The organism is Microbacterium endophyticum (assembly GCF_011047135.1).
Classification (GTDB): domain Bacteria; phylum Actinomycetota; class Actinomycetes; order Actinomycetales; family Microbacteriaceae; genus Microbacterium; species Microbacterium endophyticum.
Map to the genome: position 1 here is coordinate 775,600 of NZ_CP049255.1, position 25,586 is coordinate 801,185.

At 63.1% G+C, this 25,586-nt stretch carries 24 protein-coding genes, 1 tRNA gene and 1 pseudogene; 9 read left to right on the forward strand and 17 right to left on the reverse strand.

The window, feature by feature from the left end; all coding sequences use genetic code 11:
- Positions 1–29 precede the first annotated feature (29 nt).
- Positions 30–105 (forward strand) — tRNA-Met (locus G6N83_RS03625).
- A 308-nt stretch (positions 106–413) separates the two neighbouring features.
- On the opposite strand, the gene G6N83_RS03630 is transcribed toward G6N83_RS03625, so the two are convergent.
- The 3 genes from G6N83_RS03630 to G6N83_RS03640 all read right to left on the reverse strand — a co-directional run bounded on the left by G6N83_RS03630 (position 414) and on the right by G6N83_RS03640 (position 3,460).
- On the reverse strand, positions 414–1,454 hold the full coding sequence (locus tag G6N83_RS03630) for an ABC transporter permease (protein ID WP_165139379.1): 1,041 nt from the start codon (positions 1,452–1,454) through the stop codon (positions 414–416).
- The gene (locus tag G6N83_RS03635) at positions 1,451–2,386 is read right to left on the reverse strand and encodes an ABC transporter ATP-binding protein (protein ID WP_165139381.1); all 936 of its coding nucleotides are present in this window, start codon (positions 2,384–2,386) and stop codon (positions 1,451–1,453) included. The genes G6N83_RS03630 and G6N83_RS03635 overlap by 4 nt, the downstream gene beginning before the upstream one ends.
- Before the next feature lie 63 nt (positions 2,387–2,449).
- Positions 2,450–3,460 (reverse strand): glycerophosphodiester phosphodiesterase family protein, encoded by a 1,011-nt coding sequence (locus tag G6N83_RS03640; RefSeq protein WP_165139383.1) that lies wholly within the window; start codon positions 3,458–3,460, stop codon positions 2,450–2,452.
- A 167-nt stretch (positions 3,461–3,627) separates the two neighbouring features.
- On the opposite strand from G6N83_RS03640, the gene G6N83_RS03645 reads away from it, so the two are divergent.
- Positions 3,628–4,533: a Bax inhibitor-1/YccA family protein gene (locus G6N83_RS03645; RefSeq protein ID WP_165139385.1), complete on the forward strand. Its 906-nt coding sequence runs from the start codon at positions 3,628–3,630 to the stop codon at positions 4,531–4,533.
- Positions 4,534–4,627: 94 nt separating this feature from the next.
- Positions 4,628–5,554: an ROK family protein gene (locus G6N83_RS03650; protein ID WP_165139387.1), complete on the forward strand. Its 927-nt coding sequence runs from the start codon at positions 4,628–4,630 to the stop codon at positions 5,552–5,554.
- 47 nt (positions 5,555–5,601) lie between these two features.
- On the opposite strand, the gene G6N83_RS03655 is transcribed toward G6N83_RS03650, so the two are convergent.
- From G6N83_RS03655 to guaB, 7 genes are all read right to left on the reverse strand, one after another.
- Entirely contained in the window at positions 5,602–6,963 is a 1,362-nt protein-coding gene (locus tag G6N83_RS03655; RefSeq protein ID WP_165139389.1) for a glycosyltransferase, read from the reverse strand.
- Positions 6,956–7,417 carry a nitroreductase family deazaflavin-dependent oxidoreductase gene (locus G6N83_RS03660; protein ID WP_165139391.1) on the reverse strand — a complete coding sequence of 154 codons (462 nt, stop codon included), beginning with the start codon at positions 7,415–7,417 and terminating at the stop codon, positions 6,956–6,958. The genes G6N83_RS03655 and G6N83_RS03660 overlap by 8 nt, the downstream gene beginning before the upstream one ends.
- 46 nt (positions 7,418–7,463) lie before the next feature.
- Positions 7,464–9,044 carry a glutamine-hydrolyzing GMP synthase gene (gene guaA, locus G6N83_RS03665; protein WP_165139393.1) on the reverse strand — a complete coding sequence of 527 codons (1,581 nt, stop codon included), beginning with the start codon at positions 9,042–9,044 and terminating at the stop codon, positions 7,464–7,466.
- On the reverse strand, positions 9,041–9,520 hold the full coding sequence (locus G6N83_RS03670) for a DUF3817 domain-containing protein (RefSeq protein ID WP_165139395.1): 480 nt from the start codon (positions 9,518–9,520) through the stop codon (positions 9,041–9,043). Before G6N83_RS03670 ends, guaA begins: the two co-directional genes overlap by 4 nt.
- Before the next feature lie 45 nt (positions 9,521–9,565).
- Positions 9,566–10,396, reverse strand: a complete 831-nt coding sequence (locus G6N83_RS03675) for an SURF1 family protein (RefSeq protein WP_241246271.1) — start codon at positions 10,394–10,396, stop codon at positions 9,566–9,568.
- A gap of 7 nt (positions 10,397–10,403) precedes the next feature.
- Positions 10,404–11,519, reverse strand: coding sequence for a GuaB3 family IMP dehydrogenase-related protein (locus tag G6N83_RS03680; RefSeq protein WP_165139397.1), 1,116 nt, complete (start codon positions 11,517–11,519; stop codon positions 10,404–10,406).
- A 193-nt stretch (positions 11,520–11,712) separates the two neighbouring features.
- Positions 11,713–13,215, reverse strand: coding sequence for an IMP dehydrogenase (gene guaB, locus G6N83_RS03685; protein ID WP_165139399.1), 1,503 nt, complete (start codon positions 13,213–13,215; stop codon positions 11,713–11,715).
- Positions 13,216–13,545: 330 nt separating this feature from the next.
- Here guaB and G6N83_RS03690 point away from each other — a divergent pair, with 330 nt between their 5' ends.
- From G6N83_RS03690 to G6N83_RS03705, 4 genes are read left to right on the forward strand one after another with little or no spacing between them, the layout of a single operon-like run.
- Positions 13,546–14,820, forward strand: coding sequence for a branched-chain amino acid ABC transporter permease (locus G6N83_RS03690; protein ID WP_165139400.1), 1,275 nt, complete (start codon positions 13,546–13,548; stop codon positions 14,818–14,820).
- Between the two features lie 9 nt (positions 14,821–14,829).
- The gene (locus tag G6N83_RS03695) at positions 14,830–15,810 is read left to right on the forward strand and encodes a branched-chain amino acid ABC transporter permease (RefSeq protein ID WP_165139402.1); all 981 of its coding nucleotides are present in this window, start codon (positions 14,830–14,832) and stop codon (positions 15,808–15,810) included.
- A gap of 34 nt (positions 15,811–15,844) precedes the next feature.
- Positions 15,845–16,822, forward strand: coding sequence for an ABC transporter ATP-binding protein (locus tag G6N83_RS03700; protein ID WP_241246272.1), 978 nt, complete (start codon positions 15,845–15,847; stop codon positions 16,820–16,822).
- The gene (locus tag G6N83_RS03705; RefSeq protein ID WP_165139404.1) at positions 16,819–17,559 is read left to right on the forward strand and encodes an ABC transporter ATP-binding protein; all 741 of its coding nucleotides are present in this window, start codon (positions 16,819–16,821) and stop codon (positions 17,557–17,559) included. Before G6N83_RS03700 ends, G6N83_RS03705 begins: the two co-directional genes overlap by 4 nt.
- 129 nt (positions 17,560–17,688) lie before the next feature.
- Here G6N83_RS03705 and G6N83_RS03710 read toward each other — a convergent pair whose 3' ends face one another.
- The 3 genes from G6N83_RS03710 to groES form a co-directional block, all read right to left on the reverse strand.
- On the reverse strand, positions 17,689–18,960 hold the full coding sequence (locus G6N83_RS03710; protein WP_165139406.1) for an ABC transporter substrate-binding protein: 1,272 nt from the start codon (positions 18,958–18,960) through the stop codon (positions 17,689–17,691).
- A gap of 160 nt (positions 18,961–19,120) precedes the next feature.
- Positions 19,121–20,080, reverse strand: a complete 960-nt coding sequence (gene rarD, locus G6N83_RS03715; protein ID WP_165139408.1) for an EamA family transporter RarD — start codon at positions 20,078–20,080, stop codon at positions 19,121–19,123.
- Between the two features lie 158 nt (positions 20,081–20,238).
- Positions 20,239–20,535: a co-chaperone GroES gene (gene groES / locus G6N83_RS03720; RefSeq protein ID WP_165139410.1), complete on the reverse strand. Its 297-nt coding sequence runs from the start codon at positions 20,533–20,535 to the stop codon at positions 20,239–20,241.
- Positions 20,536–20,691: 156 nt separating this feature from the next.
- Here groES and G6N83_RS03725 point away from each other — a divergent pair, with 156 nt between their 5' ends.
- The gene (locus tag G6N83_RS03725; RefSeq protein ID WP_165139412.1) at positions 20,692–21,882 is read left to right on the forward strand and encodes a class I SAM-dependent methyltransferase; all 1,191 of its coding nucleotides are present in this window, start codon (positions 20,692–20,694) and stop codon (positions 21,880–21,882) included.
- Positions 21,883–21,893: 11 nt separating this feature from the next.
- On the opposite strand, the gene G6N83_RS03730 is transcribed toward G6N83_RS03725, so the two are convergent.
- The 4 genes from G6N83_RS03730 to tsaB are packed head-to-tail and all read right to left on the reverse strand — an operon-like array spanning position 21,894 to position 24,596.
- Entirely contained in the window at positions 21,894–22,334 is a 441-nt protein-coding gene (locus tag G6N83_RS03730) for a hypothetical protein (RefSeq protein WP_165139414.1), read from the reverse strand.
- Entirely contained in the window at positions 22,331–23,398 is a 1,068-nt protein-coding gene (gene tsaD / locus G6N83_RS03735) for a tRNA (adenosine(37)-N6)-threonylcarbamoyltransferase complex transferase subunit TsaD (protein WP_165139416.1), read from the reverse strand. The genes G6N83_RS03730 and tsaD overlap by 4 nt, the downstream gene beginning before the upstream one ends.
- Complete coding sequence (gene rimI / locus G6N83_RS03740; protein ID WP_165139418.1) at positions 23,395–23,904, reverse strand: ribosomal protein S18-alanine N-acetyltransferase; 510 nt, start codon at positions 23,902–23,904, stop codon at positions 23,395–23,397. Before rimI ends, tsaD begins: the two co-directional genes overlap by 4 nt.
- A complete protein-coding gene (gene tsaB / locus G6N83_RS03745; protein ID WP_165139420.1) occupies positions 23,901–24,596 on the reverse strand; it encodes a tRNA (adenosine(37)-N6)-threonylcarbamoyltransferase complex dimerization subunit type 1 TsaB in 696 nt (231 codons plus the stop codon). The genes rimI and tsaB overlap by 4 nt, the downstream gene beginning before the upstream one ends.
- A 75-nt stretch (positions 24,597–24,671) precedes the next feature.
- Between tsaB and G6N83_RS03750 the strand changes: the two are divergent.
- Positions 24,672–25,493 (forward strand): annotated as a pseudogene (locus G6N83_RS03750) (alpha/beta fold hydrolase); the annotation flags it as partial.
- Positions 25,494–25,586 lie beyond the last annotated feature (93 nt).

A 25,586-nucleotide genomic window follows, 5' to 3' on the forward strand; every position in this document is an offset into this window, starting at 1 on the left:
CTTTCGGCATCCGGCTAACGTGGGGCTATCGCGGCGATCCGGGCGGTCCCGGGCTCCGGCTCATATCCGGTAGCGCTGCGGGTTCGACTCCCGCCGTCGCGTCCACTTGTCGAATGGGCCCTTGCACCTCCCACCCCTGCAGCGTTCAGACGAATCCGCCCGGCTTCGCCCTCCGGGTGCCCGGCAGCTCTGGCCGGGCACCCGCTTGCCCGGCACCTGCTACCTGCTACCTGCTACCTGCTACCTGCTACCTGCTACCTGCTACCTGCACGGCACTCCCCTGCACGAACTCAGGCAGAAGCGCCCGCCCGTGCGCGGCAAGTACCCTGCTACCCCGGTATTGCCTGAATTAGTGCAGAGTGAAGGGCCACACTCCGGAGTGAGTACTGGTCGGGTGCTACAGGATGCGGGTGCTACGCGATGCGGGTGCCCGGCGGCAGATGCCGCGCGGGAGTGCGGGTGCGCCGGTATGCGCCGTAGAGAAGAGCGGCCGCGAGCACAGTCTGCAACCCCATGCCGACGAACCAGCTTGGCACGGTGCTGTCGATCACCTCGCGGTAATCCGGGGAATCCCACTGCGTCGAATCTGGGTTGCAGTCGTCATACGTCGTCTCGAGCTGCGGCGGAATCTGGGCGCTCCGCAGGCTGTACTTGATCTGCCCAAACACATCATCGGGGTAGCCGTTCGGGTCGTACGTGGTGGGCGTCGCGTCGGCAAGAATCACAAACGGATTCGCGGCCAGCGTCCACCAAACGTAGTCAAAACGCGGTGTCTCGTAGGTCGAGGTCTCCCACGATCCGCACTCGAGCGTGCTCGACTCGGTCTCTTGGTAAACGCCGTAGCGATACTCCGAGGTCACGGTCGAACGGATGCTGGCGCCCGCCAATCCGAAGATGATGAGCGTGCCGATCGTCAATGCAGCCACGACAAGGTACGTCGACGTCACGGAAAAGAGGGGCTTCGCGATCAGCCCGCTGAGGCCCACACCGATCGCCGAGACGATTCCGATTTCGAAGATCAGCACGAGCAGCGAGACAACCACTGTCGGAGCATTTACCCCGCCGGCGGCCATCGCAATCAGGAGGAACGGCACACCGACAACGACGAAGGCGAGACCGGTCACCCATGCTGCAAGAAACTTCGCGATGATGATCTCGCCGGTCGTGGCGAGCGTGATCTGCACCGGTGCGAGGGTTGCCGCATCCCGGTCGCCGTTGATCGCATTTCCGCTGAGCGTCGGTGACACCAGGACGACCAGCAACAGCACGATGTAGACGATGGCCGAGTAGATGCCGGGGCCGGAATAGTCCTGCATGCCGAAGACGAGAAACGACAGCACCGTTACGACGATGAGGACTGCCGCGAAGACCCCGAGCAGCACGTACCAGGCAATACTCCGCACACGCTGAGTGAGTTCGAGCGCGATCAAGGTGCAAAGGCGAGCGGCGTTCATCGTGCACCTCCGTTTGCTGCTCCGAGGAAGGTGTGTTCGAGGTCACCGGTCGCCGCGGCGAACTCCGCGACCGGCAGACCCGCGTCGATGAGTGCGCGAAGCGCTGTCACAGCCTCCGTCTCGGACTCGAACGCCAGCAGGATGTCTCGGCGATCTGTGGTGACGGCATTTGCGTCGAGCGCGAGAGCCTCGGCGGTGCGGGTACGCGCTTGGGCGGCATCAAGGCCGGCAACCCGCATCCGCCACGGGCGCGACCTGCGCTGGGCGAGCGCCACATCGTCAGCGGCCATCGTGGCACCCGCAACCATGAAGACAGCGTCATCGACGACTTCTTCGAGCTCATTGAGCACATGGCTGGAAATCAGGATGCAGCGGCCCTCCGCCGCGAGTTCACGCAAGAGCAAGCGCAGGTCGACGCGGGCCTGGGGATCGAGGCCAGATGCAGGCTCATCGAGTAGCAGCACGCGCGGATCGTGCACGAGGGCGCGTGCTAAGCCCAGCCGCTGTTTCTGGCCGCGCGAGAGCACGCGAGCGGGCCGGTCGGCGAGATCGTTCAGGCCCACACGATCCAGCAAGTTGGCCGTGCGCGAAGCGGCTGCGGGGGCGGGCATTCCGTAGAGCCTGCCGGTCACGCGCACGATTTCGCGCGGGGTGAGCGAGCCCCATGCGCCCAGCGCATCGGGCATCCAGCCGAGCGCACCGCGCGCCGCCTGCGGGTCTTCGAGGGGGTCGACGCCGTCGATGCGGATTTCGCCCGCATCGGGAGCGAGAAGGGAGGCGAGCATCAGCAGAAGCGTGGTTTTGCCTGCACCGTTCGGCCCAACGAGGCCCGTGATCCGGCCAAAATCGGCCTGGAGCGTTGCTCCTTTGACTGCCGTTACGGGTCCGAACGAGCGGCGAACATCTTGAACGACAATGCCGGGTGAAGCCATGAACTCCACCCTATGGGTCAGCTACGAGGTCCGAAAGATAAATTCTTGCGACCGCGGCGCGAATCACGAGGCGAAGAATGACACCGCGAGATCCGGCTGGTCGGCAAAAACGCCGTCGAGCTTGGCGTCTTTGAGCACAGCCCATTCGGACCGCCAATCGCCGTGAGCTGCAGCATCCGATCCGCGGCGATACTGCCGGAGCAAGAACGTATTCTCTGGGCGGCATGTCCAGGTGAAAACCTTCAAGCCACGCTCGCGCGCTTGCGATACCACGGCGGAGGGACCCGTGGCGTGCCCTAACACATCGGGCGCGAGAATCAACCGCTTGTTGAGGCTGATGCCGTCGACTTCGCTCGCGAGACGGTCGAGCCCGGCTCCGCTCAGCGCCGCTGAATACTTTGCGGCCTTCGATCCATCGCGCGCGATGAGGTCGAATGGAGCACCTTTGGCCTCTACGAGGTACACGTACGTTGCGACGAGGCCCGCGCTCTTCAGTTCGTTGAGCACACTCTGCTCGAATGACTCGATCACGAGTCCCCGGTCACCCCCGGCCCAGCCGGCATCGCGCAGTTCGGTGGCGACCAACTCAGCCATGTTCCAGCCGAGCGAGCCGAAGTAGGTCGGGTGTTTGAGTTCGACGACTACGCCGATCTGCGTCTCTGATCGAGCGGATGCCGCATCGACAAGAGCGAGCAGTTCGTCGAGACGAAGTATTGGCTGCTGCCGGTCGAATCGCGCGCTGCCGGGGCGCAGCTCAGGCAACCGTTCACGCGCCCCGAGGCGCGACAGCTCTTCCCAGGTGAAGTCTTCGGTGAACCATCCCGTGACTTCTTCTCCGTCGATCAGCTTTGACGTTCGGCGATCGGAAAACTCGGGACGCTCGGCAACGTCGGTCGTCGTTGATATCTCGTTTTCGTGACGCACAACGAGCACACCATCGCGCGTGATGACCACGTCGGGTTCGACAGCCCCAGCGCCCAACTCAATTGCGAGTTCGTAGGACGCCCTCGTGTGCTCGGGTCGATAGCCCGGCGCTCCTCGATGTCCGATGATGAGCGGAGGAGTATGCGACACCCTTTCAGGCTAGCCCGGAGTACCTCCTCGCAAGCTCCGGTCGAGCGCCTTCAACGCACGCTCAAAGAGCACTCACAGGCCCGTTCGGTTGCCGTGTCTGTCGTGTTCGATATCGTTGATCTACAGCACCTTGCTGTCACAGACGTAACGGGAGTGTGAGCCGAGCAATGGCCTCGACGAATCCTGCATTCAACAACTCCGCCTTCCAGGATCCGAAGGCGGTCAGAACGTACCCGGGTGGCGCGAACGCTGCTCGACTGGGTGGCGCTAACGCGCAGGCCGGCACGACGGATGCCGCAACCCAGGCCCGCCTCGAAGGCATGTATGCCGCGCCCACCGCCGGCGCTATCGAGACCGACCGTATGACGGTCGAAGACACCGTCATCAAGACGATCGGCCTCTTCGCGATTCTTCTCGCGACAGCAGTTGTCGGCTGGGTCTGGTCGATGTCGAGCGTTCAGGTCGCCGGCGACATGCCCTCCATGGTGCCGTGGATCATTGGCGCTCTCGGTGGATTCGTGCTCGCCATGGTGATCATCTTCACTTCGCGCAAGAAGGTGCGCCCGCCGCTCATCTTCGCGTACGCAGCTTTTGAAGGTCTGTTCGTAGGCGCGATCTCGGCATTCTTCGAGTACATCTACCCCGGCATCGTGGTTCAGGCCACGATCGCCACGCTCTGTGTTGTCGGCGTCACGCTCGCCCTGTTTGCGAGCGGCAAGATCCGCGCCTCGAAGAAGGCCACCAAGGTCTTCATGATCGCGATGATCGGTTACCTCGTGTTCGGCGTCGTCAACATCCTGCTGATGATGTTCAACGTACCGATGGCAGGTGGCGCGTTCGGCCTCTACAGCATGAAGATTTTCGGGATTCCGATGGGGCTCATCATCGGTGTGCTCGTCGTCATCATGGCGGCGTACTCGCTCGTGCTTGACTTCGACTCGATCCAACAGGGTGTAAAAAACCGTGCACCGCGCGTCTACGCGTGGATGGGTGCTTTCGGCATCATGGTGACGGTCGTCTGGCTCTACCTCGAGATCCTCCGCATGATCGCGATTCTTCGCGGCAGCAACTAGCTCTCGCAGTCCACGACGAGAAGGGGTCGCCTACGGGCGGCCCCTTCTTCGTTTTGTGCGTCAGGGGGTCGGCGGCTTGTGTCAGGATCGAGGGATGAGCACGCTCGACACACCCCTCGCTTTGGCCATCGACATCGGCGGCACGAAGGTGGATGCCGCCCTTGTCGATACCGACGGTGTCGTGCAGCGCGCTTCGGTATCTCGCCGCCCTACGGGTCGCGCATCATCACGTGACGAGATCGCCCGGGCGATTCGGGATGCCGCGGCATCCGCTCTCTCACATCTGCCCGCGTCTCACACCGTATCTGGCATCGGTGTCGGTTCGGCTGGCCCGGTTGATCTCCCCCACGGGAGTATTTCACCGCTCAATTTGCCTACCGCGCACGGGCTGGTGATTGCCGACGTTCTTGCGGGCCTCGTCGCTGACGCTCCCGTCACTCTTGCGCTCGATGGCACCTGTATTGCGCTCGCAGAACACTCACGCGGCGCCCTGGTCGGGTGTAAAACAGCGCTTGCGATGGTTGTATCCACCGGGGTCGGCGGGGGCTTCATCGCGCACGGCCGGGCTGTCACCGGCACGAGTGGAAATGCCGGGCATATCGGGCAGATCCGTGTGCGCACTCTCGACGCCAGCGACCCCGCCGCGTCCAGCCTCGAAGCGATAGCTGCCGGACCCGGCACAGTCGCATGGGCGCGTACACAGGGCTGGCAGGGCACAACGGGCGAAGAGCTCGGTAAGGCGTATCGAGCGGGAGACGAGATTGCGCGCAGCGCCGTAATTCGGTCAGCCACCGCGGTGGGCGAAGCGATCGCGACAGCTGCGACCCTCTACGACCTCGAGGCCGTCGCGGTAGCCGGAGGCTTTGTGCAGGTCGCCGACGACTACCTCGATCACGTCCGCGCTTCAGCTCACAGTGCGGCGCTGCATCCGTATGCCCGCGCTGTACGCATCAGCCCGTCAGCGCTCGACGGCGATGGACCGCTCATCGGCGCTGCAGCCCTCGTGTGGCAGGGAATCTAGTTCGCCATCGAGCAGTTCCCCTGCCCGCCGGAGGCACAGGCAGCAGGTCACACCCGGCCGAGCACGGCCGAAATGACCTGACCGAAGGCATTCATGGATGCCGCGGCATCCCGCCTCGCAGCAGCACGCTGAGCCAGCAACGACAGTTCCGCGCGCAGCTCGCGTCGGGCGAGCACGCTCTGAAGCGCCCCGGTGAGCGCGGCCAGATCGCCCGACGGCACAAGGACTCCGCCACCATCTGCGAGCGCATCTGCCGGGCCGTACGGTGCGTCGTACGCCACCACCGGAACACCGTGCGAAAGCGCTTCGAGCAGTACAAGACCCTGGCCCTCGTTTTCGCTCGTGAAGAGGAACGCATCGGCGCCTCCCCATGCCTCCTCCGGGGTCGACGAATGGCCATGCCAGGTCACGGCGCCAGTGATTCCCAACTCTCCAGCTAGGTCACTGAGCGCGTCGAGCGAGCCGCCCGCGCCGTACACCTCGAGGTGCGCGTGCGGCACTCCTTCCCGCACTCGCGCGAGAGCATGAAGGGCATGGTCGATGCGCTTTCGAGGAATCAACGAGTTGAGCATGACAATGCGCCCCGGAACCGGCTCCGCCGGCGCGGTCACGGCGGGTGCGGGGTGCGGAACGACAAAAGAACGGATGCCGTCGCCCACACGCCGTTGCACATCACGCTGCTGCGCCGCGGTCAGCCATAGCACGGCGTCGAACCGATCAGCGACGGCAAACCACCGCTGCCAAGCCGGGTCGATGGGCGAGTCCCACGAGAACGGTGCGCGCACGTGGGCTGCGTGCGTGGTGTGCACAACAGGAATCCCGATGCCCGCGGCAAGGAGTTCACCGATCTGGCGTGCTTCACACACCACGACCGATTCGAGTCCAGTGCGGGCCTTCTCCGAAGCAGCAACGCTGGCGATCCATGCCCGGTAAAGACCGCCATAGCCGCGAAGCCATCCGATGGGCGCGGTGCCAGCGGCATCCCATACCCGCACTGGCGCGTCGGTGAGGTGCCACTCGGACCCGCCGATGCCGTAGGGAATCTCGAGCACAGTGCGGCCGAGGCCGTCGGTGATCGCACGATACGGAACGTCGTCAGCCGCGGGCACCGGTAACGCTTCTGCGGCCGCTCGTGCCCAGTCTGCGTCGACTCGCACGTCGTCGAAGAGGTTTCGAAGGCGCGTGTCATCGTTCAGAATTCCACGTCGCGTCCACTCTGCGCGATGCGCATCGTGTGTGGCGCGCTCCCCCGGATCTACTGTGAGCAGCAGGGGTGATGGCCCATCCGTCGCTGCCGCAATATCGCGGGCGCGACGGGTCACCGAAACCGTGAAGCCGCCGTCGAGGTCCGGCACCAGCCGGCTTGCAACGATCAGATAGTTTGCGGCCGGAACGGCGGCGTCACTCATGCGCCGGGGCCGCCGAAACGATTCGAAACACGGGAAAGCCCGGCGCGATTTCGTGGAGCCGCTCCTCGGGTGAGTGCGCATCGACGCCCTCGAAGAAACGGCCCACCTCCCACGCCCAAGCCTTCAAATACGCCCGCAAAATTGGTGGCTTTTCGGCGTCGTCTACTTCGATCGCCGAAAACCGTTCCACGCGACGGCCGTGGCGCAATTCTCCCGTCCCGGCCGCTCGCAGATTGCGCACCCACTGCGCATTTCCGCGAGGCGCCACGAGGTAACGCGTCCCACCCACCCGCAAGGGGTTGACGGGGGTAGTACGCCACTCACCACTCGACCGACCGCGAACTGCGAGCACACGAGAACCAGCGAGCGGTATGCCGATGCGAGTCAGCCAACCGACGACCCCGTTGAAAGCGGCATCTGCACGGCCAGGCCGGATGAATCTCGAATCGCTCATGTCGTCATCCTCCCGCACCGACCATCAACTTACGAGGCTGAGTGCCTCACTCCCACTCGATGGTCCCCGGGGGCTTCGATGTCACGTCGAGTACGACGCGGTTGACGTCACGCACCTCGTTGGTGATGCGGTTCGAGATCTTAGAAAGCACGTCATACGGCAGACGCGTCCAGTCGGCAGTCATGGCATCTTCACTCGATACCGGGCGAAGAACGATCGGGTGCCCGTACGTGCGACCGTCACCCTGCACGCCGACCGAACGAACGTCAGCGAGCAGCACGACGGGGCACTGCCAGATTTCGTTGTCGAGGCCAGCAGCAGTCAGCTCGGCGCGGGCGATCGCGTCGGCATCACGCAGGATTTCGAGGCGGTCAGCGGTAACCTCACCGACGATCCGGATGCCAAGACCCGGCCCCGGAAAGGGCTGGCGACCCACGATTGCTTCCGGAAGACCCAGGTCACGACCGATCTGGCGCACCTCGTCTTTGAAGAGAGTGCGCAGCGGCTCGACGAGCTCGAACTGCAGGTCTTCGGGAAGACCACCCACGTTGTGGTGGCTCTTGATGTTGGCCGCGCCTGTTCCCCCACCCGACTCGACGACGTCGGGGTAGAGCGTGCCCTGCACGAGGAAACGGATGGGTTCGCCGTCTTCTTTTGCTTCGGCGACCAGCTCCAGTTGAGCGGCTTCGAACGAGCGGATGAATTCGCGCCCGATGATCTTGCGCTTCTGCTCGGGGTCGCTCACGCCTTCGAGGGCAGTGAGAAACTGCTCGCGTGCATCGATCGTGATGAGGCGGACGCCAGTCGATGCGACGTAGTCGTTCTCGACCTGCTCGCGCTCGCCCTTACGGAGCAGCCCGTGGTCGACGAAAATCGCCGTGAGCTGGTCTCCCACCGCCTCGTGCACGAGGGCGGTCGACACGGCCGAGTCGACGCCGCCCGACAGCGCTGAGATGACTCTCGCGTTGCCGATCTGCGCGCGAATACGCTCGACCTGCTCAGCGATGACATTGCCGCTGTTCCAGTCAGCGGGGATGCCCGCTGCATCATGCAAGAAGTTCTCGAGAACGCCCTGACCGTAGTCTGAGTGCTTCACTTCAGGATGCCACTGCACCCCATACATCTTGCGGCTGTCGCTCGCGAAAGCTGCCACCGGGGTGGCGCCCGTGCGCGCGAGCACATCGAAGCCCGCGGGGGCCTGCGAGACGAGGTCGCCGTGGCTCATCCAGACGTTCTGCTCAGCGGGCTGGCCGGAAAGCAGCACACTGTCGGTGACGATCGTGGCATCCGTCGCACCGTATTCACGCAAACCGGTGTTTGCGACTTCGCCGCCGAGGGCCTGCGCCATCACCTGGAAGCCGTAGCAAATGCCGAGGGTGGGAACACCGAGTTCGAACACACCGACGTCGAGGGTGGGTGCACCCGGTTCGTACACGGAGGAGGGTCCGCCCGAAAGGATGATTCCCACCGGCGCTTTAGCCGCAATTTCTGCCGCAGTGGCCGTGTGCGGCACGATCTCGCTGTAGACGCCTGCTTCGCGGACGCGCCGCGCAATCAGCTGAGCGTACTGTGCGCCGAAGTCGACGACGAGAACGGGTCGCTGACTTGTCGAGTTCTGTTCGGTCACCGGGTGCTCTCTGTTGAAATGACAGGGTCGGATGCTGCGGCCGCTTCACGGGTCGCGAGGTAATTTTTGATGTCGCGCGCAACGATCGCTTCCATCACGAAGGACAGGAAAGGAACGACACCGCCGGCGGCGAGGATCAAGAACCGCCACAGCGACCAGCGCATGAGGCTCCAAATCCGGAAGCACGCGAAGAGGTACACGACGTAGAACCAGCCGTGCACGATCAGGATGCCGAGCGAGAGGTTCACACCATCACCTGTTGAGACGAGTTCCCCGTCGATGCCGGGGATGACGGGCGCGAGCCAAAGGAACCCACCCGAGCCACCGGCGAAAACTTCCACGCGCAGCGGGGTGTACTTCAGGATCATCTCGGTGACGAGCAGCAGCAGGCCGATACCGGTGATGACCGAGCAGATCTGGTAGAACTTCAGCGCGCTGCGAATCGCCGGAAACGAGGCGAGTTTGGGGGCAGCCATGTCGTCCATCCTACCCGCGACCACGGCACTGCCCGGGCCGTCGACCTAGGCGCTCTCGGCCTCTTCGAGGTCTTCGACTTCTTTCTCCCACGCGTCTTTCGCGAGGCGATACCAGAGGTAGAAAGCAAAGCCCGCAAACACAGCCCACTCGACCGCGTAGAAGATGTTCAGCCAGTTGACGCTGGATCCCTGATCGGGTGCCGGAGATGAGATGTCGGTCAGGTCGCCCAGCGGCTCGTCCAGCGTGAAATACGGTCGGTAAACGTCGAGGTCGGCTACATCGTGCCAACGCCCGAGCAGCACGGCAGGAGACATCCGTTCCATCACCTGCGGGTCATCTGCCGGTGGCAACAATTGCCCCTCATCGGAAATGATGCGTCCGGTGAAGTCAGCAATCGCGTTCGGGTTCGCGGCCGCCTCGGCGGAGAGCGCGGATGCCGCATCCTCAGCTTCTTGGAGCGTTTCCGCCCACCCGACCGCCGCCGCGATAGACACCGGCTGGTCGACGAGTCCGGTGGTTTCTTCGGTGAGTCTCAGCTGACCGGTCACCCAATATCCCTCGGCACCATCGTTGTAGCGCGACGATACGACGAGAAAATCTTCGGGAATCCACGAACCTGATACCGCAACGCGCTGACCAACGAGCGGCTCGGGAAGATACTCACCCGGCTGCACGACTTCGTCGATGGGGAGCACCTGTTCGGTGGCCCCCTCTTCGCGCGGGTTGACGTCGATCGCGCGCGAAAGCTGCCACTGCCCTAACCACGCGAAAATGCCCGCGACAACCAGGCACAGCACGAGCATTCCGATCCAGCGTGCGCGCAGCATCACTTCGCGCAGCGTCGGCGGAAATACCTCAGACTCGGTAATGGTCATGCAGCACTCACAAGTCGTAGGGCGCTACGACCACGTCGACCCGCTGAAACTCTTTGAGATCGGAGTACCCGGTGGTTGCCATCGACTTGCGGAGCGCACCAATGAGGTTCGCCGTCCCATCTGCCACGGGAGCCGGTCCGTACAGCACGGCTTCGAGTGTTCCGACACGGTCGACCTTCACGCGGTGCCCGCGGGGAAGCTTGGGGTGGTGGGCCTCGGGACCCCAGTGGTAGCCCTGGCCCGGCGCGTCGGTGGCTCGCGCCAGCGCGACGCCGAGCATGACGGCATCGGCGCCCATAGCGAGCGCCTTCACGATGTCACCCGATGTCCCAACGCCGCCATCAGCGATGACGTGCACGTAGCGTCCGCCCGACTCATCGAGGTAGTCACGGCGAGCACCCGCGACCTCGGCGACAGCCGTTGCCATGGGCGCGTGCAGACCGAGAACAGCGCGTGTTGTCGACGCGGCTCCCCCGCCGAACCCGACGAGCACACCGGCGGCACCCGTCCGCATGAGGTGCAGAGCCGCGGTGTAGGTTGCAGCACCACCTACGATGACCGGAACGTCGAGGTCGTAGATGAACTTCTTGAGGTTGAGAGGTGCATGCACGGATGACACGTGCTCAGCCGAAACCGTCGTGCCCCGAATGACGAAGAGGTCGACACCGGCAGCCACCACGGTCTCGTACAGATCCTGTGTGCGCTGAGGCGTCAACGCCCCCGCAACGGTAACGCCGGCAGCGCGAATCTCGGCGAGACGGTCGCGGACAAGCTCAGGTTTGATCGGTTCGGAGTAAAGCTCCTGCATCCGTCTCGTCGCTTCGGTGTCGGGTAGCGAAGCAATCTCGGCAAGGAGCGGCTCTGGGTCGTCATAGCGCGTCCAGAGACCTTCGAGATCAAGCACCCCGAGTCCGCCGAGTTGACCGAGCATGATCGCTGTCTTTGGGCTCACAACGGAGTCCATCGGCGCACCGAGCACCGGGATGTCGAACTGGAACGCGTCAATCGTCCACGCCGTCGACACGTCTTCGGGGTTGCGGGTACGCCTTGAGGGCACCACCGCGAGGTCGTCGAACGTGTATGCCCGCCGAGCGCGCTTGGCGCGGCCGATTTCGATCTCCATGTTCACCCTTCCAGCCTAGCCGCCACCGGCATCCGCCCTCGCGTCCACGCTCTCCGACGGAAATCTCCCCCCGCCGAGGGGTCACAACACGCCGCATGCGATCACCGCGAGCGGTTTCATTGCGGCGTGTTGCGACCCCTCGCGGGTAGGTAAAGAGGGTCGCTCCGCGGGGACGAGGCGGGCGGGGGGCGGTTTAGCGCTTGTAGTTCGGGGCCTCGACGACGATCTGCACGTCGTGCGGGTGTGACTCTTTGAGACCCGCCGACGTAATACGAACGAACTTGCCCTTCGCCTTCAGCTCTTCGATCGTGCGGGCGCCGACGTAAAACATCGACTGGCGCAGGCCGCCAACCAACTGGTACGCGACGGCACCGACCGGTCCGCGGTAAGCGACCTGACCCTCGATGCCCTCGGGAATGAGCTTGTCGTCGGTGGGGACGTCGGCCTGGAAGTAGCGGTCCTTGGAGTACGACGTCTTTTTGCCGCGCGTCTGGAGAGCGCCAAGCGAACCCATGCCGCGGTACTGCTTGAACTGCTTACCACCCTGGAACACGATCTCCCCCGGTGACTCGTCTGTTCCAGCAAGCAACGACCCGAGCATGACAGCGTCGGCACCGGCGACGAGGGCCTTGGCGATGTCGCCCGAATACTGCAGGCCGCCGTCGGCGATGATCGGGATTCCTGCCTCACGCGCGGCGAGGGATGCCTCATACACGGCAGTCACCTGGGGCACACCGACGCCCGCAACGACGCGAGTCGTGCAGATAGAGCCGGGGCCCACGCCAACCTTGACAGCATCCACACCCGCATCGATGAGCGCTTGAGCACCCTCACGGGTGGCGACGTTTCCACCGATGACATCGATGTGATCGAAAGACTCGTCAGCCTTGATACGGCACACGATATCGATGACACCGGCAGACTGACCGTTGGCAGTGTCAACGACGAGCACGTCGACTCCCGCGTCTCGCAGCGCTTCAGCGCGCTGCCACGCGTCACCGAAGAAACCAATAGCAGCACCGACACGCAGGCGCCCCACGTCGTCTTTTGTCGCGAGCGGGTACTTTTCGCTCTTGTCGAAGTCTTTGATCGTGATGAGGCCTGCAAGCTTGCCGTCATCGTCGAGGAGCGGGAGCTTCTCGACGCGGTGTTTGGCGAATGTGGCGATGACGTCGTTGGCTCCGATGCCGACTTTTCCTGTCACGAGACCTTCGCTCGTCATGACGTCTTTCACGAGAGTCGACTGACGTTCGAAGCCCGACACGAAGCGCATATCGCGATTGGTCACGATGCCCAGAAGGTGCCCCTCATCATCGACGACGGGAAGGCCTGAGATGCGGTATGTCGCGCAGAGGTCGTTAACCTCTTCGATCGTCGCGTCCGGTGTTGTCGTGATGGGGTCGGAGATCATGCCCGACTCGCTGCGCTTCACCCGGTCAACCATGGCTGCCTGATCGGCAATGGAGAGGTTCCGGTGAATGATGCCCAACCCGCCCTCGCGAGCAATAGCGATTGCCATCCTCGCCTCGGTGACGGTGTCCATCGCGCTCGAAATCAGAGGGGTTGCCACAGTGATGCGGCGCGTCACCCGCGAAGAGGTGTCAGCCTCACTGGGAATGACGTCAGTGTGGCCCGGCAACAACAGCACGTCGTCATAGGTCAGCCCGACGAAACCGAAGGGGTCGTGGTGCTCCATAATTCTCCTTCTGCCAGCGCGCTGACGTTTTTGACGGCAACGAGGGTCCGCCGCAAAAAAACCGACGTGCTAATTCTAAGCGCCTGCGACGCGTGTTAATTCCCGAGTTAGCCGCGTCTTTTCGGGGTACCCGGCCGGTCTTTTAGAACTCAGTCCAATATCGATTCCACAATCGGTGGCAGCGGTTCCACGACGGAAACACCGCGGACACATTACGCTCATACTGTTTTCGTCAAAGTCGACGAAAACCGTCGCTAAACGGTGGCCGAGCCACCTGGAGGATCAGTGAGGCCCACGACAACCGCGCATCGCCTTTGGCGACGCCCAGTTATGACAGCGCTCTTTGGCGTCGTCGCCGCGATATTGCTTGCACTCCTCGCGCTCCCATCGACCGCGATGGCAGCAGAAGATGACCCGTATCGCATCAGCGGCAACGTTCAACTCGACGGCGAGCCTCTTGAAGGCGTCGCTCTTACCATCGACGGCCCAGGGGGTGCGCAAGAAGTCGAGACCGATGAAAACGGTCAATGGTCGGTCCAGGTTCCGGATCGGGGCGAGACGTACTCTGTCGTCCTCGATGAGGACACCCTGCCTGAGGGCATAGCTGTTGTCGACGACACGGACGCTCCCAACGAAAAAGAGGTCGAGATGGGAGCCGGCGGTCGTGTGACCGTCAACTTCTTCATCGGTGAGGGCGAGCGAAACGTGACGAGCTTCACGGACCAGCTTGTTCAGCGCATCGTGCAAGGGCTGAGTTTCGGCCTCATGCTCGGCCTCGCTGCCGTCGGTCTGACGCTCGTCTACGGCACGACCGGGATCTCGAACTTCGCGCAGGGCGAGATGGTGACTTTTGGAGCGATCGCTGGCCTCTTCTTGGTTGGGCCGGCAAGCCTTGCCCTTCCATGGTGGTTGGGTTACCCACTTGCCATTGTGCTGAGTGCGATTCTCGGGCTGATTCTCGACGTCATAATTTGGCGCCCGCTACGAAGAAGGCGAGTCGGCGTCGTCCAGCTCATGATCGTGAGCATTGGTTTGTCGCTTGCGCTGCGTTATATCTTCCAGTTCTTCATCGGTGGTGGGACTCTGCAGTTGCCATATTCGTCGGCACCCAAGATCGCCCTCTTCGGCGTCGTTCAAATGAGCGTGATCGATATGGTCTCGATCGGGATCTCGATTGTTGTCATCGGCGCCTTCGGCGTGTGGCTTACCCGGTCTCGTCTCGGCAAGGCGACGCGCGCCATCTCTGACAACCCCTCGCTCGCGGCGGCATCCGGTATCGATGTCGACTTCGTCGTACGAGTGGTCTGGATCGTCTCGGGTGCTCTCGCCGGCCTCGCCGGGATTCTGTACGCGTACTACCGACCGGGTATCAAATGGGACATGGGTGCACAGCTCTTGCTGCTGATGTTCGCCGCGGTGATTCTCGGTGGCCTCGGAACCGCGATGGGAGCGCTCGTCGGAGCCATCATCGTCGGACTCCTCGTTGAGGTATCGAGTCTTTGGATACCTGCTGACCTCAAATATGCAAGCGCCCTGTTCGTGCTCATCGTCATCCTGCTGTTCAGACCACAGGGCATCCTCGGCCGTCGCGAGAGAATAGGTTAGGCGAAACTCATGGACTGGCTTCAAATCCTCTCGAATACCGGCTCCTCGATTCTGAGCCCGGCAACAATCGCCTACGCGCTCGCAGCCCTCGGCCTGGCCGTGCACTTCGGCTACGCCGGCCTCATCAACATGGGTATCGCCGGCTTCATGGCGATGGGTGCCTATGGCTACGCCATTTCGATCCTGTCGTTCAACTTTCCGTGGTGGCTGGCAGCTCTCGTCGGACTCGGAGCTGCGGCCATCTTCGCCCTGATCCTCGGTATTCCCACGCTCCGACTGCGCGGGGACTATCTGGCTATCGTGACTATTGCTGCCGCAGAAGTTGTGCGCTTGTTGTTCCTCACGACAGCTTTCGATGATGTCACCGGATCGGCAGACGGGCTCAGCGGGTATCACTCGAGCTTTCGGGCGATGAATCCGATTCCCGATGGCACGTACGGCTTCGGCCCCTGGACCTATAACGAAAACCAGTGGTGGGTGCGAATCGTCGGCCTCCTGACGCTCGCTATCGCAGCCCTCGTGGTCTGGATGCTGATGCGGAGCCCCTGGGGTCGAGCGATGAAGGGCATTCGTGAAGACGAGGATGCGGTTCGCTCACTCGGCAAGAACGTGTACGCGTACAAGATGCAGTCGCTCGTGCTCGGTGGTGTGATCGCTGCCGCGGGTGGAATCATCTACGCAATGCCTTCGGCCGTGAGCCCCGGTGTCTACGTGACATCGCTGACGTTCTTCGTGTGGACAGCTCTTCTACTCGGAGGCGCCGCAACAGTGTTCGGCCCGCTACTCGGTTCGCTGATCTTCTGGGTACTGCAGACGTTCCTCTCGAACGTGCTTCCCGCGATGGTGGCGGCCGGCATCCTGCCGTTCATGTCACAGATTCAGGCGAGCACCTTGCGCTTCATCCTGGTAGGCGTTGCCTTGATGTTGCTCGTGATCTTCATGCCGCAGGGCATCCTCGGCAACAAGAAGGAGCTGACCTTTGTCAAGTGAAGATGTGTCAAGTGAAGATGTGTCAAGTGAAAAAGTGCCGACGACCACCGGCCTGATTGCACGTCCGAAAACGACCGGGCTGCACGTCGGCGATGCGGTGCCGGGGGTGGCGAAAACCGATCCGATCATCATCGCTGACGGCGTTGTTCGCTCGTTCGGCGGCGTGACCGCCGTCGACGTCGATCATCTCGAAATCCCCCGCGGCGCCATCACCGCCCTGATCGGACCGAACGGTGCGGGTAAAACTACGCTGTTCAACCTGCTCACGGGTTTCGACAAGCCGAACGCCGGTAAGTGGAGCTTCGATGGCAAGCCGCTCGGAAACGTGGCGGCATTCAAGGTTGCACGGATGGGCCTGGTCCGCACTTTCCAGCTCACGAAAGCGTTGGGGCTCCTTACGGTCCTCGACAACATGAAGCTCGGCGCCACGGGCCAAAAGGGTGAGAAGTTCTGGGCCAGCATGGTTCCATGGATCTGGCGCAAGCAAGATCAAGCCATCGAAGAACGCGCAATGGTTCTGCTCGCCAAGTTCAAGCTCGACACGAAAGCTCAGGACTACGCGGCCAGTCTCTCGGGTGGGCAGCGAAAGCTCCTCGAGATGGCACGCTCGCTCATGACCCAGCCAGAACTCGTGATGCTCGACGAGCCGATGGCCGGCGTCAACCCGGCACTCACCGAGTCGCTCCTCGATCACATCCTCGATTTGAAAGAAGAGGGCATGACAGTGCTCTTCGTCGAGCACGACATGCACATGGTGCGCCATATTGCTGACTGGGTCGTCGTCATGGCAGAGGGCCGGATCGTTGCCGAGGGTGACCCAGTTTCGGTGATGAAGAACCCAGCCGTTGTCGATGCGTACCTCGGCGCTCACCAAGAGGTGGACCTCGGAGTACTCACCGGACGCGTCACAGAAGCAGAAGCGAACGGCACCTCGGGCTTGCCAGGTAGCTCGGGTATCACGGCAGCCGCGATCGTGGCCGAGGGACAGGCCGAAGAGGAGAACAACAAGTGAGCACATCTACGGCCACCGCCACTCCTGTTGTACACGTCGACGACGTGCACGCCGGCTACTTACCCGGGGTCAACATCCTCAACGGTTGCTCTCTCACGGCATACCAGGGTGAGCTCATCGGCATCATCGGTCCGAACGGTGCCGGAAAGTCGACACTGCTGAAGGCAATATTCGGCCAGGTCAATGTTCGCTCGGGTGTCGTCACGCTGGGGGGCGATGACATCACGGGACTACCGGCAAACAAGCTCGTTGGGCGTGGAGTCGGTTTCATTCCCCAGACCAACAACGTCTTTCCTACCCTCACGATCGAGGAAAACCTGCAGATGGGGCTCTATCAGAATCCCTCGGCGTACAAGGAACGACTTGAGTTCGTGACGGGCATCTTCGCAGAACTCGGCAAGCGCTTGAAACAGCGTGCGGGTTCACTGTCTGGTGGTGAGCGCCAGATGGTCGCCATGAGCCGGGCGCTCATGATGGATCCGAAGGTTCTGCTCCTCGATGAGCCCTCTGCGGGGCTTTCCCCGGTTCGTCAGGATGAAGCGTTCATCCGCGTTTCGGAGATCAACAAGGCTGGTGTGACCTGCATCATGGTCGAGCAGAATGCTCGCCGCTGCCTACAGATCTGCGACCGCGGCTATGTGCTCGATCAGGGACGCGACGCGTACACCGGTACCGGCCGTGAGCTCCTCAACGACTCGAAGGTCACCGAGCTCTACCTCGGCTCGCTCGGCGCATAAGCCCGCCAGAAGCTTAAGCTCCGCCACACGGTCATCATCGTGTGGCGGAGCTTTTTGCTGCGTCCTACAGCGCACAGCACAGCGGCCCCGGTCCGAAGACCGGGGCCGCTGCTCTCGTGCGTGAGGGGCTTAGCCCTCGTATGCCGAGTAGTTGTTGTCGTAGCCGAACTGGTAGATACCCACCGAAGCTTCGGTCGGGTCTCCCACATCGTCGAACGTGATCGGGCCGGAGACACCGTCGTAGTCGGCTGTTCCGCCGCCCAAGATGATGTCGGCGCAGTCGGAGTACGTGGTGCACTTCTCACCGTCGCCGCTGCCACCTGAAACCTCGATGAGCTTCTCAGCGATAGCGTCACTGTCGGTAGAACCAGCAGCGAGGCTAGCAAGAGCGAGCAGGATGACCGAGTCGAACGACTCGGCAGCGTAGCTGTACTCTTCCAGCGGGTCTTCGCCCTCCGACGCAACGAACTCGTCGAGCGCGCCAGTGAAGTCACCGATCGAGTCGATCGACAGGCCGGGAAGCGTGCCCTTGGCGCCGGTCAACGAGCCCTCGGGGAACTCATCACCGAAGTTCGACAGGTTGCCGTCGACGAAGTAGAGCTTGTCGGACGGGAACTGTCCGAAGAGGCTCGGAAGAATCGTGGTGACCTCTTCGAACGTGATCAGCGCGATCGCGTCAGGGTCGGCCGCGAGAACTTCGCTCACCTGGGCGTCGAACGTGGTGTCACCGGTGTTGTAGGTGGTCGATGCGACAACCTCGCCGCCAGCGGCCTCGAACGCGTCGGTCACGTACTTGGCGAGTCCGGTTCCGTACGAGTCGTTGAGGACGATCATGCCCAGAGTCTGGTTGCCATCTTCAGCGATCAGGTTTCCGAGAACCTCACCCTGCAGCACGTCCGAGGGCGCGGTGCGGAAGTAGAGGCCGTTGTCGTCGTAGGTCGTGAATGCGTCAGACGTGTTGGCGGGCGAGAACTGGATGACGCCAGCACCCGTCACCTGGTCGATGAACTGCAGCGAGACACCCGATGATGCAGCGCCGATGATGGCCGAGACGTCTTCGTTGAGAAGACGCGGGATCTCGGTCTCATATGCCTTGTTGTCGGTGTCACCCGAGTCACCGTAGACGACGTCCATCGAGAGACCAGTGTCGGCAGATACTTCGTTGACCTGCGATGCGGCGTAAGCAACACCGGCTTCTTCGGGCGGGCCGAGGAATGCGAGGTTACCGGTCTGCGGCAGCGCCGTTCCGATCTTGAGGGTCATCTCTTCGCCGGCTTCGGGGGCTGACGATGATCCGCCGTCACCGGTGCTTGAGCAGCCGGCGAGGAAGAGCGCGCTGATTCCGACCACAGCGATACCGCTGATGGCCTTGCTCGAACGCGAACGAGTAAAGACGTTCATAGTGCTCCTTGCTGTGTACATACAGGCGTCCGGCTCACAGAACCGGACTCGATGTCCTTCACAGTAACGAGCGGGAGCGCACCTCAGTGTTGCGGTGCGTTAACGATGTGAAACAACCAGGTCACAGACGCATAACAGCGCCTGTCAGATGCGTCTCGATTTAGGTGAGTTCTGTCACATCGCTCACAACCATCCGACGCCCGCGCCGCGCCGCGCGCACCGAGTCGATGGTCAGCACGATGAGCGCCACCCAGACGATACCGAAGCCGATCCAGCGCTCGAGCGGCATTGGCTCTCCCAGGAGCCACGCTCCGATCATGAACTGCATGATCGGAGCGATGAACTGCATGATGCCGAGCGTCGTCAGGGAGACTCGGCGAGCACCCGAGGCAAAGAGCAGCAACGGCACGGCGGTTGCGACACCGGCGAGGGCAAGCAGGATGCCGTGGCCGAGTCCCGCGCTCGCGATCGTGATTCCCGTGGTCGCTCCCACGACGATGAGTTGCACGATGGCAACAGGTGCGAGCCAAAACGACTCGAGGGTGAGGCCGCTGACAGCATCCACTGCGGGGCCGATCCGCTTTTTCACCAGGCTGTAGAAGCCGAACGAAAAGGCGAGGAGAAGCGCGATCCACGGGAAGGTTCCATACCCGACCATGATGACGATGACCGCGACGGCGGCGAGGCTGATCGCCACCCACTGCGTCACACGTAGACGTTCCCGCAGCACCAGCACTCCCAACAACACCGTCACGATCGGGTTGATGAAGTAGCCGAGGCTCGTTTCGATGACGTGACCGGTGAGCGTCGCCAGCAAAAAGACCTGCCAGTTGACATAGATCAAGGCGCCAGCCACCGCTGTCCACATCAGCAATCGCTTCTGAGCAATGATCGCTCTGAAGCGCTGCCATGAGCGTGTGACCGCGATGAGGAATGCGCAGAACACGAGCGACAGCAGGATGCGCCACGCCACGACCTCCCACGCACCGGTGGGCTTCAAGAGCAGAAAGTAGAGCGGAAGAAATCCCCACAAAAGATAGGCGAGGAAGGCATAGCTCGTTCCCACAAGGCGCGTGCGCGCAGCATCCGTGGGGTCTTCTGGGGCGTTCGACTGCGTCACTTACTCAGCCTAGATCTGCGCGCGACGGGCAGGAAGCCAAGGCGGCTCTGCGGACTGCCGATCATGCGCTCATTTCTGCCACCGCGCATCGCCGAAACGTGCGGCAGAAAAGCAAAAGGCCCGGAGCATCGCTCCGGGCCTTTTGCGGGGTGGTCGTCTTAGCGAACGACGACCGCCAGCACGTCGCGTGCCGAGAGCACCAAGTACTCGTCAGCGCCGAACTTCACTTCGGTGCCACCGTACTTGCTGTAGATCACGCGGTCGCCGACGGCTACGTCGAGCGGAACACGGTTGCCGTTGTCGTCGATGCGGCCGGGGCCGACAGCAACAACTTCACCCTCCTGGGGCTTTTCCTTGGCGGTATCGGGGATGACGAGACCACTCGCGGTGGTCTGCTCTGCCTCGACCTGCTTGATGACGATGCGGTCCTCGAGCGGCTTGATGGAAACCGACACGGTCTACCTCTTCTTTCTTGCGCTTCGTGAACGGAAGACTCGTTAGCACCCTCGGGCCGAGAGTGCTAAGAGCAAGTTTAGGGAAGTGCTGGCACTCACGCAACGCGAGTGCCAATTTCTCTCCCTCGCAATTGGCGCCACACGTAGGGTGGTGGCATGGAGATGGCAGAGCTCACCGCACTACTCACCCCGGAGGGGCTCCGGCTACTCGACGAGGTCGGTCCGCTCGAATCCACAGCGGATGTCGCGTCTGCCGTGTCACGGTTGCGTGCCGCGGGTAACTCCCCCGATCTTGTCTCCGCCGTTGTAGGTCAGGCACGCTTGCGAGTACGGGCACGCGCGAAATTCGGCGACTTTGCATCCGGCATGCTTTTCACACGTGCCGGCCTCGAACAGGCGACGCGACTATCCGTCGCCGCTCGGCACGCAGGCCGGTTTCGCGACGCGGGCCTCACGCGCATCGCAGATCTCGGTTGCGGCATCGGTGGTGACGCGCTTGGTTTCGCGGGCCTCGGGCTCGATGTCGAAGCGTGCGATGCCGATGAAGTCACAGCAGCTATCGCCGCGTACAACCTCGCGCCCTTCGGCGACGCAGTGAGCGTGCGGCACAGCATTGCCGAGGCATCCGATCTCTCCCAGGTGCGAGGAGCATGGCTCGACCCCGCTCGACGAACCGCCGGCCACACCGAGACACGGCGCGTGCGTCCCACCGACTACTCGCCGAATCTCGACTGGGTTTTTGGGCTGGCACGTACGATGCCGACGGGCATCAAGCTCGGACCAGGATTCGAACGCGACGCGATTCCGCCCGAGATCGAAGCGCAGTGGATCAGCGTGGATGGCGCGACGGTCGAGCTCGTGCTGTGGTCGGGCGCGCTCGCTCGACCCGGAATCTATCGCTCCGCTCTTGTTGTCCGAGGCGATGAAACCCACGAAATCACATCGGAGGCCGATGCCGATGACGTCGAGACGCGCGAACTCGGCGAGTTCGTGCATGAGCCCGAGGGCGCCGTCATTCGCGCCCGCCTCATCGGTGACGTGGCCCGTCGCCTGCAGGCCGGGATGATCTCTGACGGCATCGCCTACCTCACGTCGGATGCCGCACTCACGAGCCCCTTCGTCCGCTCTTTTCGCGTGCGCGAAGAACTTCCCTTCGACGTGAAGTCGCTCGCTAAGGCACTTCGCGCCCGCGACATCGGCACCCTGGAGATCAAAAAGCGCGGCGTCGACATCGACCCTGCAGTGCTTCGCACCAAGCTGAAGCTCTCGGGAGCGGCATCCGCAACTCTCATCGTGACCCGCGTTGGCGAACGCCGCCGCGCGTTGCTCGTTGACCGTGTCGACTGAGGTGGAGTCCGCTAGTTGATCACGCCGGCCTGTTGCGCGGAAGACACCAACCACAGCGCGCTGTAGGCGATAGAAAGTGCGGCCAACACAATGGACCACACTGCGACACGGCGACTTTCGAGCGGTCGCCGCAGCGCAATAATCGCCGTCACGATAGCGACGAATCCCAGGGGGAACGCCCAGCCGACAAAGAACGAGAACACGAGTCCGGCAACGGCGAAACCGAGTGCCCAGCCAGAAAATGCTCCCTGCACCGGTGGTGCGATCGGGGCCGCAACGGGCGGTTGCCACGGCACCGAGGGGTATTCGGTTTGCGTCGCTACGACGATGTCGAGAGGAGCCGTGAACTCGCGCTGATAGCCGCCGCGGTGCGCACCGGGCAGTGCTGGCGGAGCTGCCGGCAGCGGCGATGCCGGCGGCGACGCGGAGCTCGGCGGGTTTGGCTCGGTCATGTGCTCGCCGCCACGTGAATCTCGGTGACGGGAAGAGTGGAGTCAGCCCCGAACGCAAGCGTCGATGGTTCTCGTCCCGACATGATGAGTTCGGCGGCGAGTGCTGCGATCATGGCGCCATTATCGGTGCAGAGACTGAGCGGCGGGATGCGCACAGTGACGCCGGCGGCCTCGCCGCGCGCCGTGGCGACGTCGCGGAGGCGCCGATTGGCGATGACTCCCCCGCCCAGCAGCAGTCGCGGCACCCCGTACTGTTGGCACGCATCGAGAGCTTTCGTTACGAGCACGTCGACGACTGCTTCACGAAATGATGCGGCGACATCGGCGACGGGGACAGGCTGCCCCGCGGCCTCCCGCTGCTCGATCCACCGTGCGACCGCAGTTTTGAGCCCAGAAAAGGAGAAGTCGTACCGGTGCTTTTCCCGATCCGAAGCGCGAGAGAGACCTCGCGGGAACCGGATTGCATCAGGGTTTCCGGTGGCAGCGGCGCGGTCGATTTCGGGTCCGCCCGGGTACGGCAGGCCAAGAATACGCGCGACCTTGTCGAACGCTTCGCCTGCGGCGTCATCGACAGTCTCACCGAGCAACTCGACATCGCCCGTGAGGTCGTGGACGAGCAGAAGCGAGGTGTGTCCGCCACTGACCAGGAGCGCCACAGTGGGATATTCGAGCGGCGCAGCAGTGACGTCGAGGATGTCGGCAGCGATATGCCCGACGAGATGGTTGACGGCATAGAGCGGCTTATTCAGGCCCACCGCGAGTGCTTTCGCCGCACCAACGCCGACCATGAGCGCGCCGGCAAGCCCCGGGCCGGATGTCACGGCGACGGCGTCGATTTCATTCAGCGACACCTCAGCCTCGGCGAGCGCTGCTTCGATGCTCGGCTGCAGAGCCTCGAGGTGCGCGCGGGCAGCGACCTCCGGTACGACGCCCCCAAAGCGGGCGTGCTCGTCCATGCTCGATGCGATGGTATTACTCAGGAGCGCACGACCCCGGACGATCCCGATGCCGGTTTCGTCGCAGCTGGTTTCGATGCCCAGCACAAGAGGTTCACTGCGGTTCACGTGACTATTGTCCCCGGTTCGGCGTCGACACGAAGAACCGATCGGTGCCAATGAGACATCTCGCACTTCATAACGATCGCATCCACATCGTCGGGCTGGTAATAGCCGGGGCGACGGCCGATGTCGACAAAGCCTTCCGATACGTACAGCGCCTGTGCGACCGGATTGTCGGCGCGCACCTCGAGAAAGACGTCGCGGATGCCTCGCTGGGTAGCTTCATCGAGCAAAGCTCTCAGGAGTGTGCGGCCGAGGCCTTTCCCTCGGGATGCCGCAGCAACCGTGATTGTCTGAACGTCGGCATCGTGCGAACCCGAAAGCGCGCGAAGACCCGCGTAGCCCGCGAGCCCCGTGTGTACTTCTTCTTCGAGCACGAGGTAGAAACTATGCGGCGATGAAAGCTCTTCGCGCATCATGGGTGAGCTCCAGGCATCCGTCGGAAAACTCGCCTCTTCGAGCGCCATGATGGCGTCGAGGTCGGCGACGGTCGCGCGGCGCATCCGAGTCATACCCCGACCTTCTTCGGAATATGACCGAGGGTCACATCGGGCGAGCGAAGGTAGAGCGGTTCAGCATCGGCGACCTCGCGACCCGCCGCGATTGCGCGTGCGGCAACGAGGCCGATGAATGCCGCCGGCACCCGCGTGGCATCGAGGCGCCGCGCGCCGAGCGCCGCGACAGTTGCGTCAATATCGTCGCGTGGCACGAGAGCGGGGCCCGCAACCCGCAGCGGAAGACCATCGTCGTCGATGCCGTCATAGACGGTATATGCGAACTCACGTCGCCGCGCGTCGGTGACGACGGCAAAGCGCTCCGGCTCCGAACCGGTAAGAGCCGCAGCCATGAGTGCTTCGAGGGCAACAGCATCGTGGCTCGGCACGGGAATGACCGGGATGCCGCGCGCAAGCGCGAAAGCCCGAGCGGCCGCAATGCCGATGCGAAGACCAGTGAAGGGCCCCGGCCCCATTCCAGAAGCCACGTGCGTCACGGCAATCTCCGAACCCGCATTATCTGAACCCGCGGGAACGGGGCTTCCGACGGCGGCCGCTGTGGTGGCGTCGGCGAGCACGCTCACGAGCAGTGTGCCGATGACTTCGGCGTGCCCCAGAGCATCGCGACTGGCCGCTTCCGCGCGCACAACACCGTCGGGGTCGACGAGAGCAAGCTCCGTGCCGAGAGAAGTATCGATGCCAAGGATCACTCTTCCAGGGTAATGCGCGCGTGGGCGAGGCATCCGATCTCGCTCCGGCACCGAATACCTGGCATGAACAGGCACATGTCAGCACTTCGCACCGACGGTGCAACGCTCGGGCTGCAACGAAGTGTTGTGCCGACGGCTGCGGGACACATCGTCGTTCACCACGGCCGTGAAGGTGGTGACGTGGCAACGATCCTGCTGCACGGCGCTGCAGCATCATGGACGACATGGACACCGCTGATCGCTGAAGGTGATGCCGCGAGCGATGGTGGTCGCCGTGAGCCGCTGACCGACGTGATTGCAATCGATCTACCCGGGTGGGGCGGGAGCGCGGGTCCCGTGCCCGATATCGCTGTGGTCTCGTGCGCGATTGCCGCTGTTGCAAGATCGCTGGGTTACCGCCAGTGGCGGCTCATTGGTCATTCGCTCGGCGGGTTTATCGCTCTCGACGTTGCTGCCCGTTTTCCGCAGAACACGGTTGCGGTTGGACTCGTGTCGCCGAGTGGCAGCGCAATCCAGAGAGTCTTACGGAACCCGATCCTTGGTGCGGCAGCGCTCCCTGCATTCAGCGGAATGCTCCTGGCAATGCGGATGCTCCGCGGTCTCGGATCCGCGGCGGTTCCCTTCCTGAACTTCCTCCGCCGAAGCGGCGCACTTCGAGTGCTCGCGCGTCCACTGTTTCGACACCCGCACGCCATCGATCCGTCGGTGAGCGACGCGCTCGCAGACGAAATTCGCCCACAGGCTTTTCTCGCCGCGGCCGAGCAGGCCCGAACCTACGAGACGTCGCTATGGAACCGCATTTCGGTGCCTGTGCGCTCAGTGCACGGCGAACACGATGTGTTCGTCGGTGCGGGCGATAGCGCGGCAATGCGACGCCGCATCCGCGATTTCGACGACGTAGGGCTGCCGGGTGCTGGCCACTATGCGGCCGTCGAGCGCCCAGGTGAGGTGCGTGCAGCCCTCGCTGATGTGTTCTCAGCGTCAGCTCCG

Coding starts and splice junctions, on each gene's coding strand:
- G6N83_RS03630 (WP_165139379.1), bottom strand. CDS start 1,454: ATGAACGCCGCTCGCCTTTGCACCTTGATCGCGCTCGAACTCACTCAG.
- G6N83_RS03635 (WP_165139381.1), bottom strand. CDS start 2,386: ATGGCTTCACCCGGCATTGTCGTTCAAGATGTTCGCCGCTCGTTCGGA.
- G6N83_RS03645 (WP_165139385.1), top strand. CDS start 3,628: ATGGCCTCGACGAATCCTGCATTCAACAACTCCGCCTTCCAGGATCCG.
- G6N83_RS03650 (WP_165139387.1), top strand. CDS start 4,628: ATGAGCACGCTCGACACACCCCTCGCTTTGGCCATCGACATCGGCGGC.
- G6N83_RS03655 (WP_165139389.1), bottom strand. CDS start 6,963: ATGAGTGACGCCGCCGTTCCGGCCGCAAACTATCTGATCGTTGCAAGC.
- G6N83_RS03660 (WP_165139391.1), bottom strand. CDS start 7,417: ATGAGCGATTCGAGATTCATCCGGCCTGGCCGTGCAGATGCCGCTTTC.
- G6N83_RS03670 (WP_165139395.1), bottom strand. CDS start 9,520: ATGGCTGCCCCCAAACTCGCCTCGTTTCCGGCGATTCGCAGCGCGCTG.
- G6N83_RS03675 (WP_241246271.1), bottom strand. CDS start 10,396: ATGACCATTACCGAGTCTGAGGTATTTCCGCCGACGCTGCGCGAAGTG.
- G6N83_RS03680 (WP_165139397.1), bottom strand. CDS start 11,519: ATGGAGATCGAAATCGGCCGCGCCAAGCGCGCTCGGCGGGCATACACG.
- guaB (WP_165139399.1), bottom strand. CDS start 13,215: ATGGAGCACCACGACCCCTTCGGTTTCGTCGGGCTGACCTATGACGAC.
- G6N83_RS03690 (WP_165139400.1), top strand. CDS start 13,546: ATGACAGCGCTCTTTGGCGTCGTCGCCGCGATATTGCTTGCACTCCTC.
- G6N83_RS03695 (WP_165139402.1), top strand. CDS start 14,830: ATGGACTGGCTTCAAATCCTCTCGAATACCGGCTCCTCGATTCTGAGC.
- G6N83_RS03710 (WP_165139406.1), bottom strand. CDS start 18,960: ATGAACGTCTTTACTCGTTCGCGTTCGAGCAAGGCCATCAGCGGTATC.
- G6N83_RS03725 (WP_165139412.1), top strand. CDS start 20,692: ATGGAGATGGCAGAGCTCACCGCACTACTCACCCCGGAGGGGCTCCGG.
- G6N83_RS03730 (WP_165139414.1), bottom strand. CDS start 22,334: ATGACCGAGCCAAACCCGCCGAGCTCCGCGTCGCCGCCGGCATCGCCG.
- rimI (WP_165139418.1), bottom strand. CDS start 23,904: ATGACTCGGATGCGCCGCGCGACCGTCGCCGACCTCGACGCCATCATG.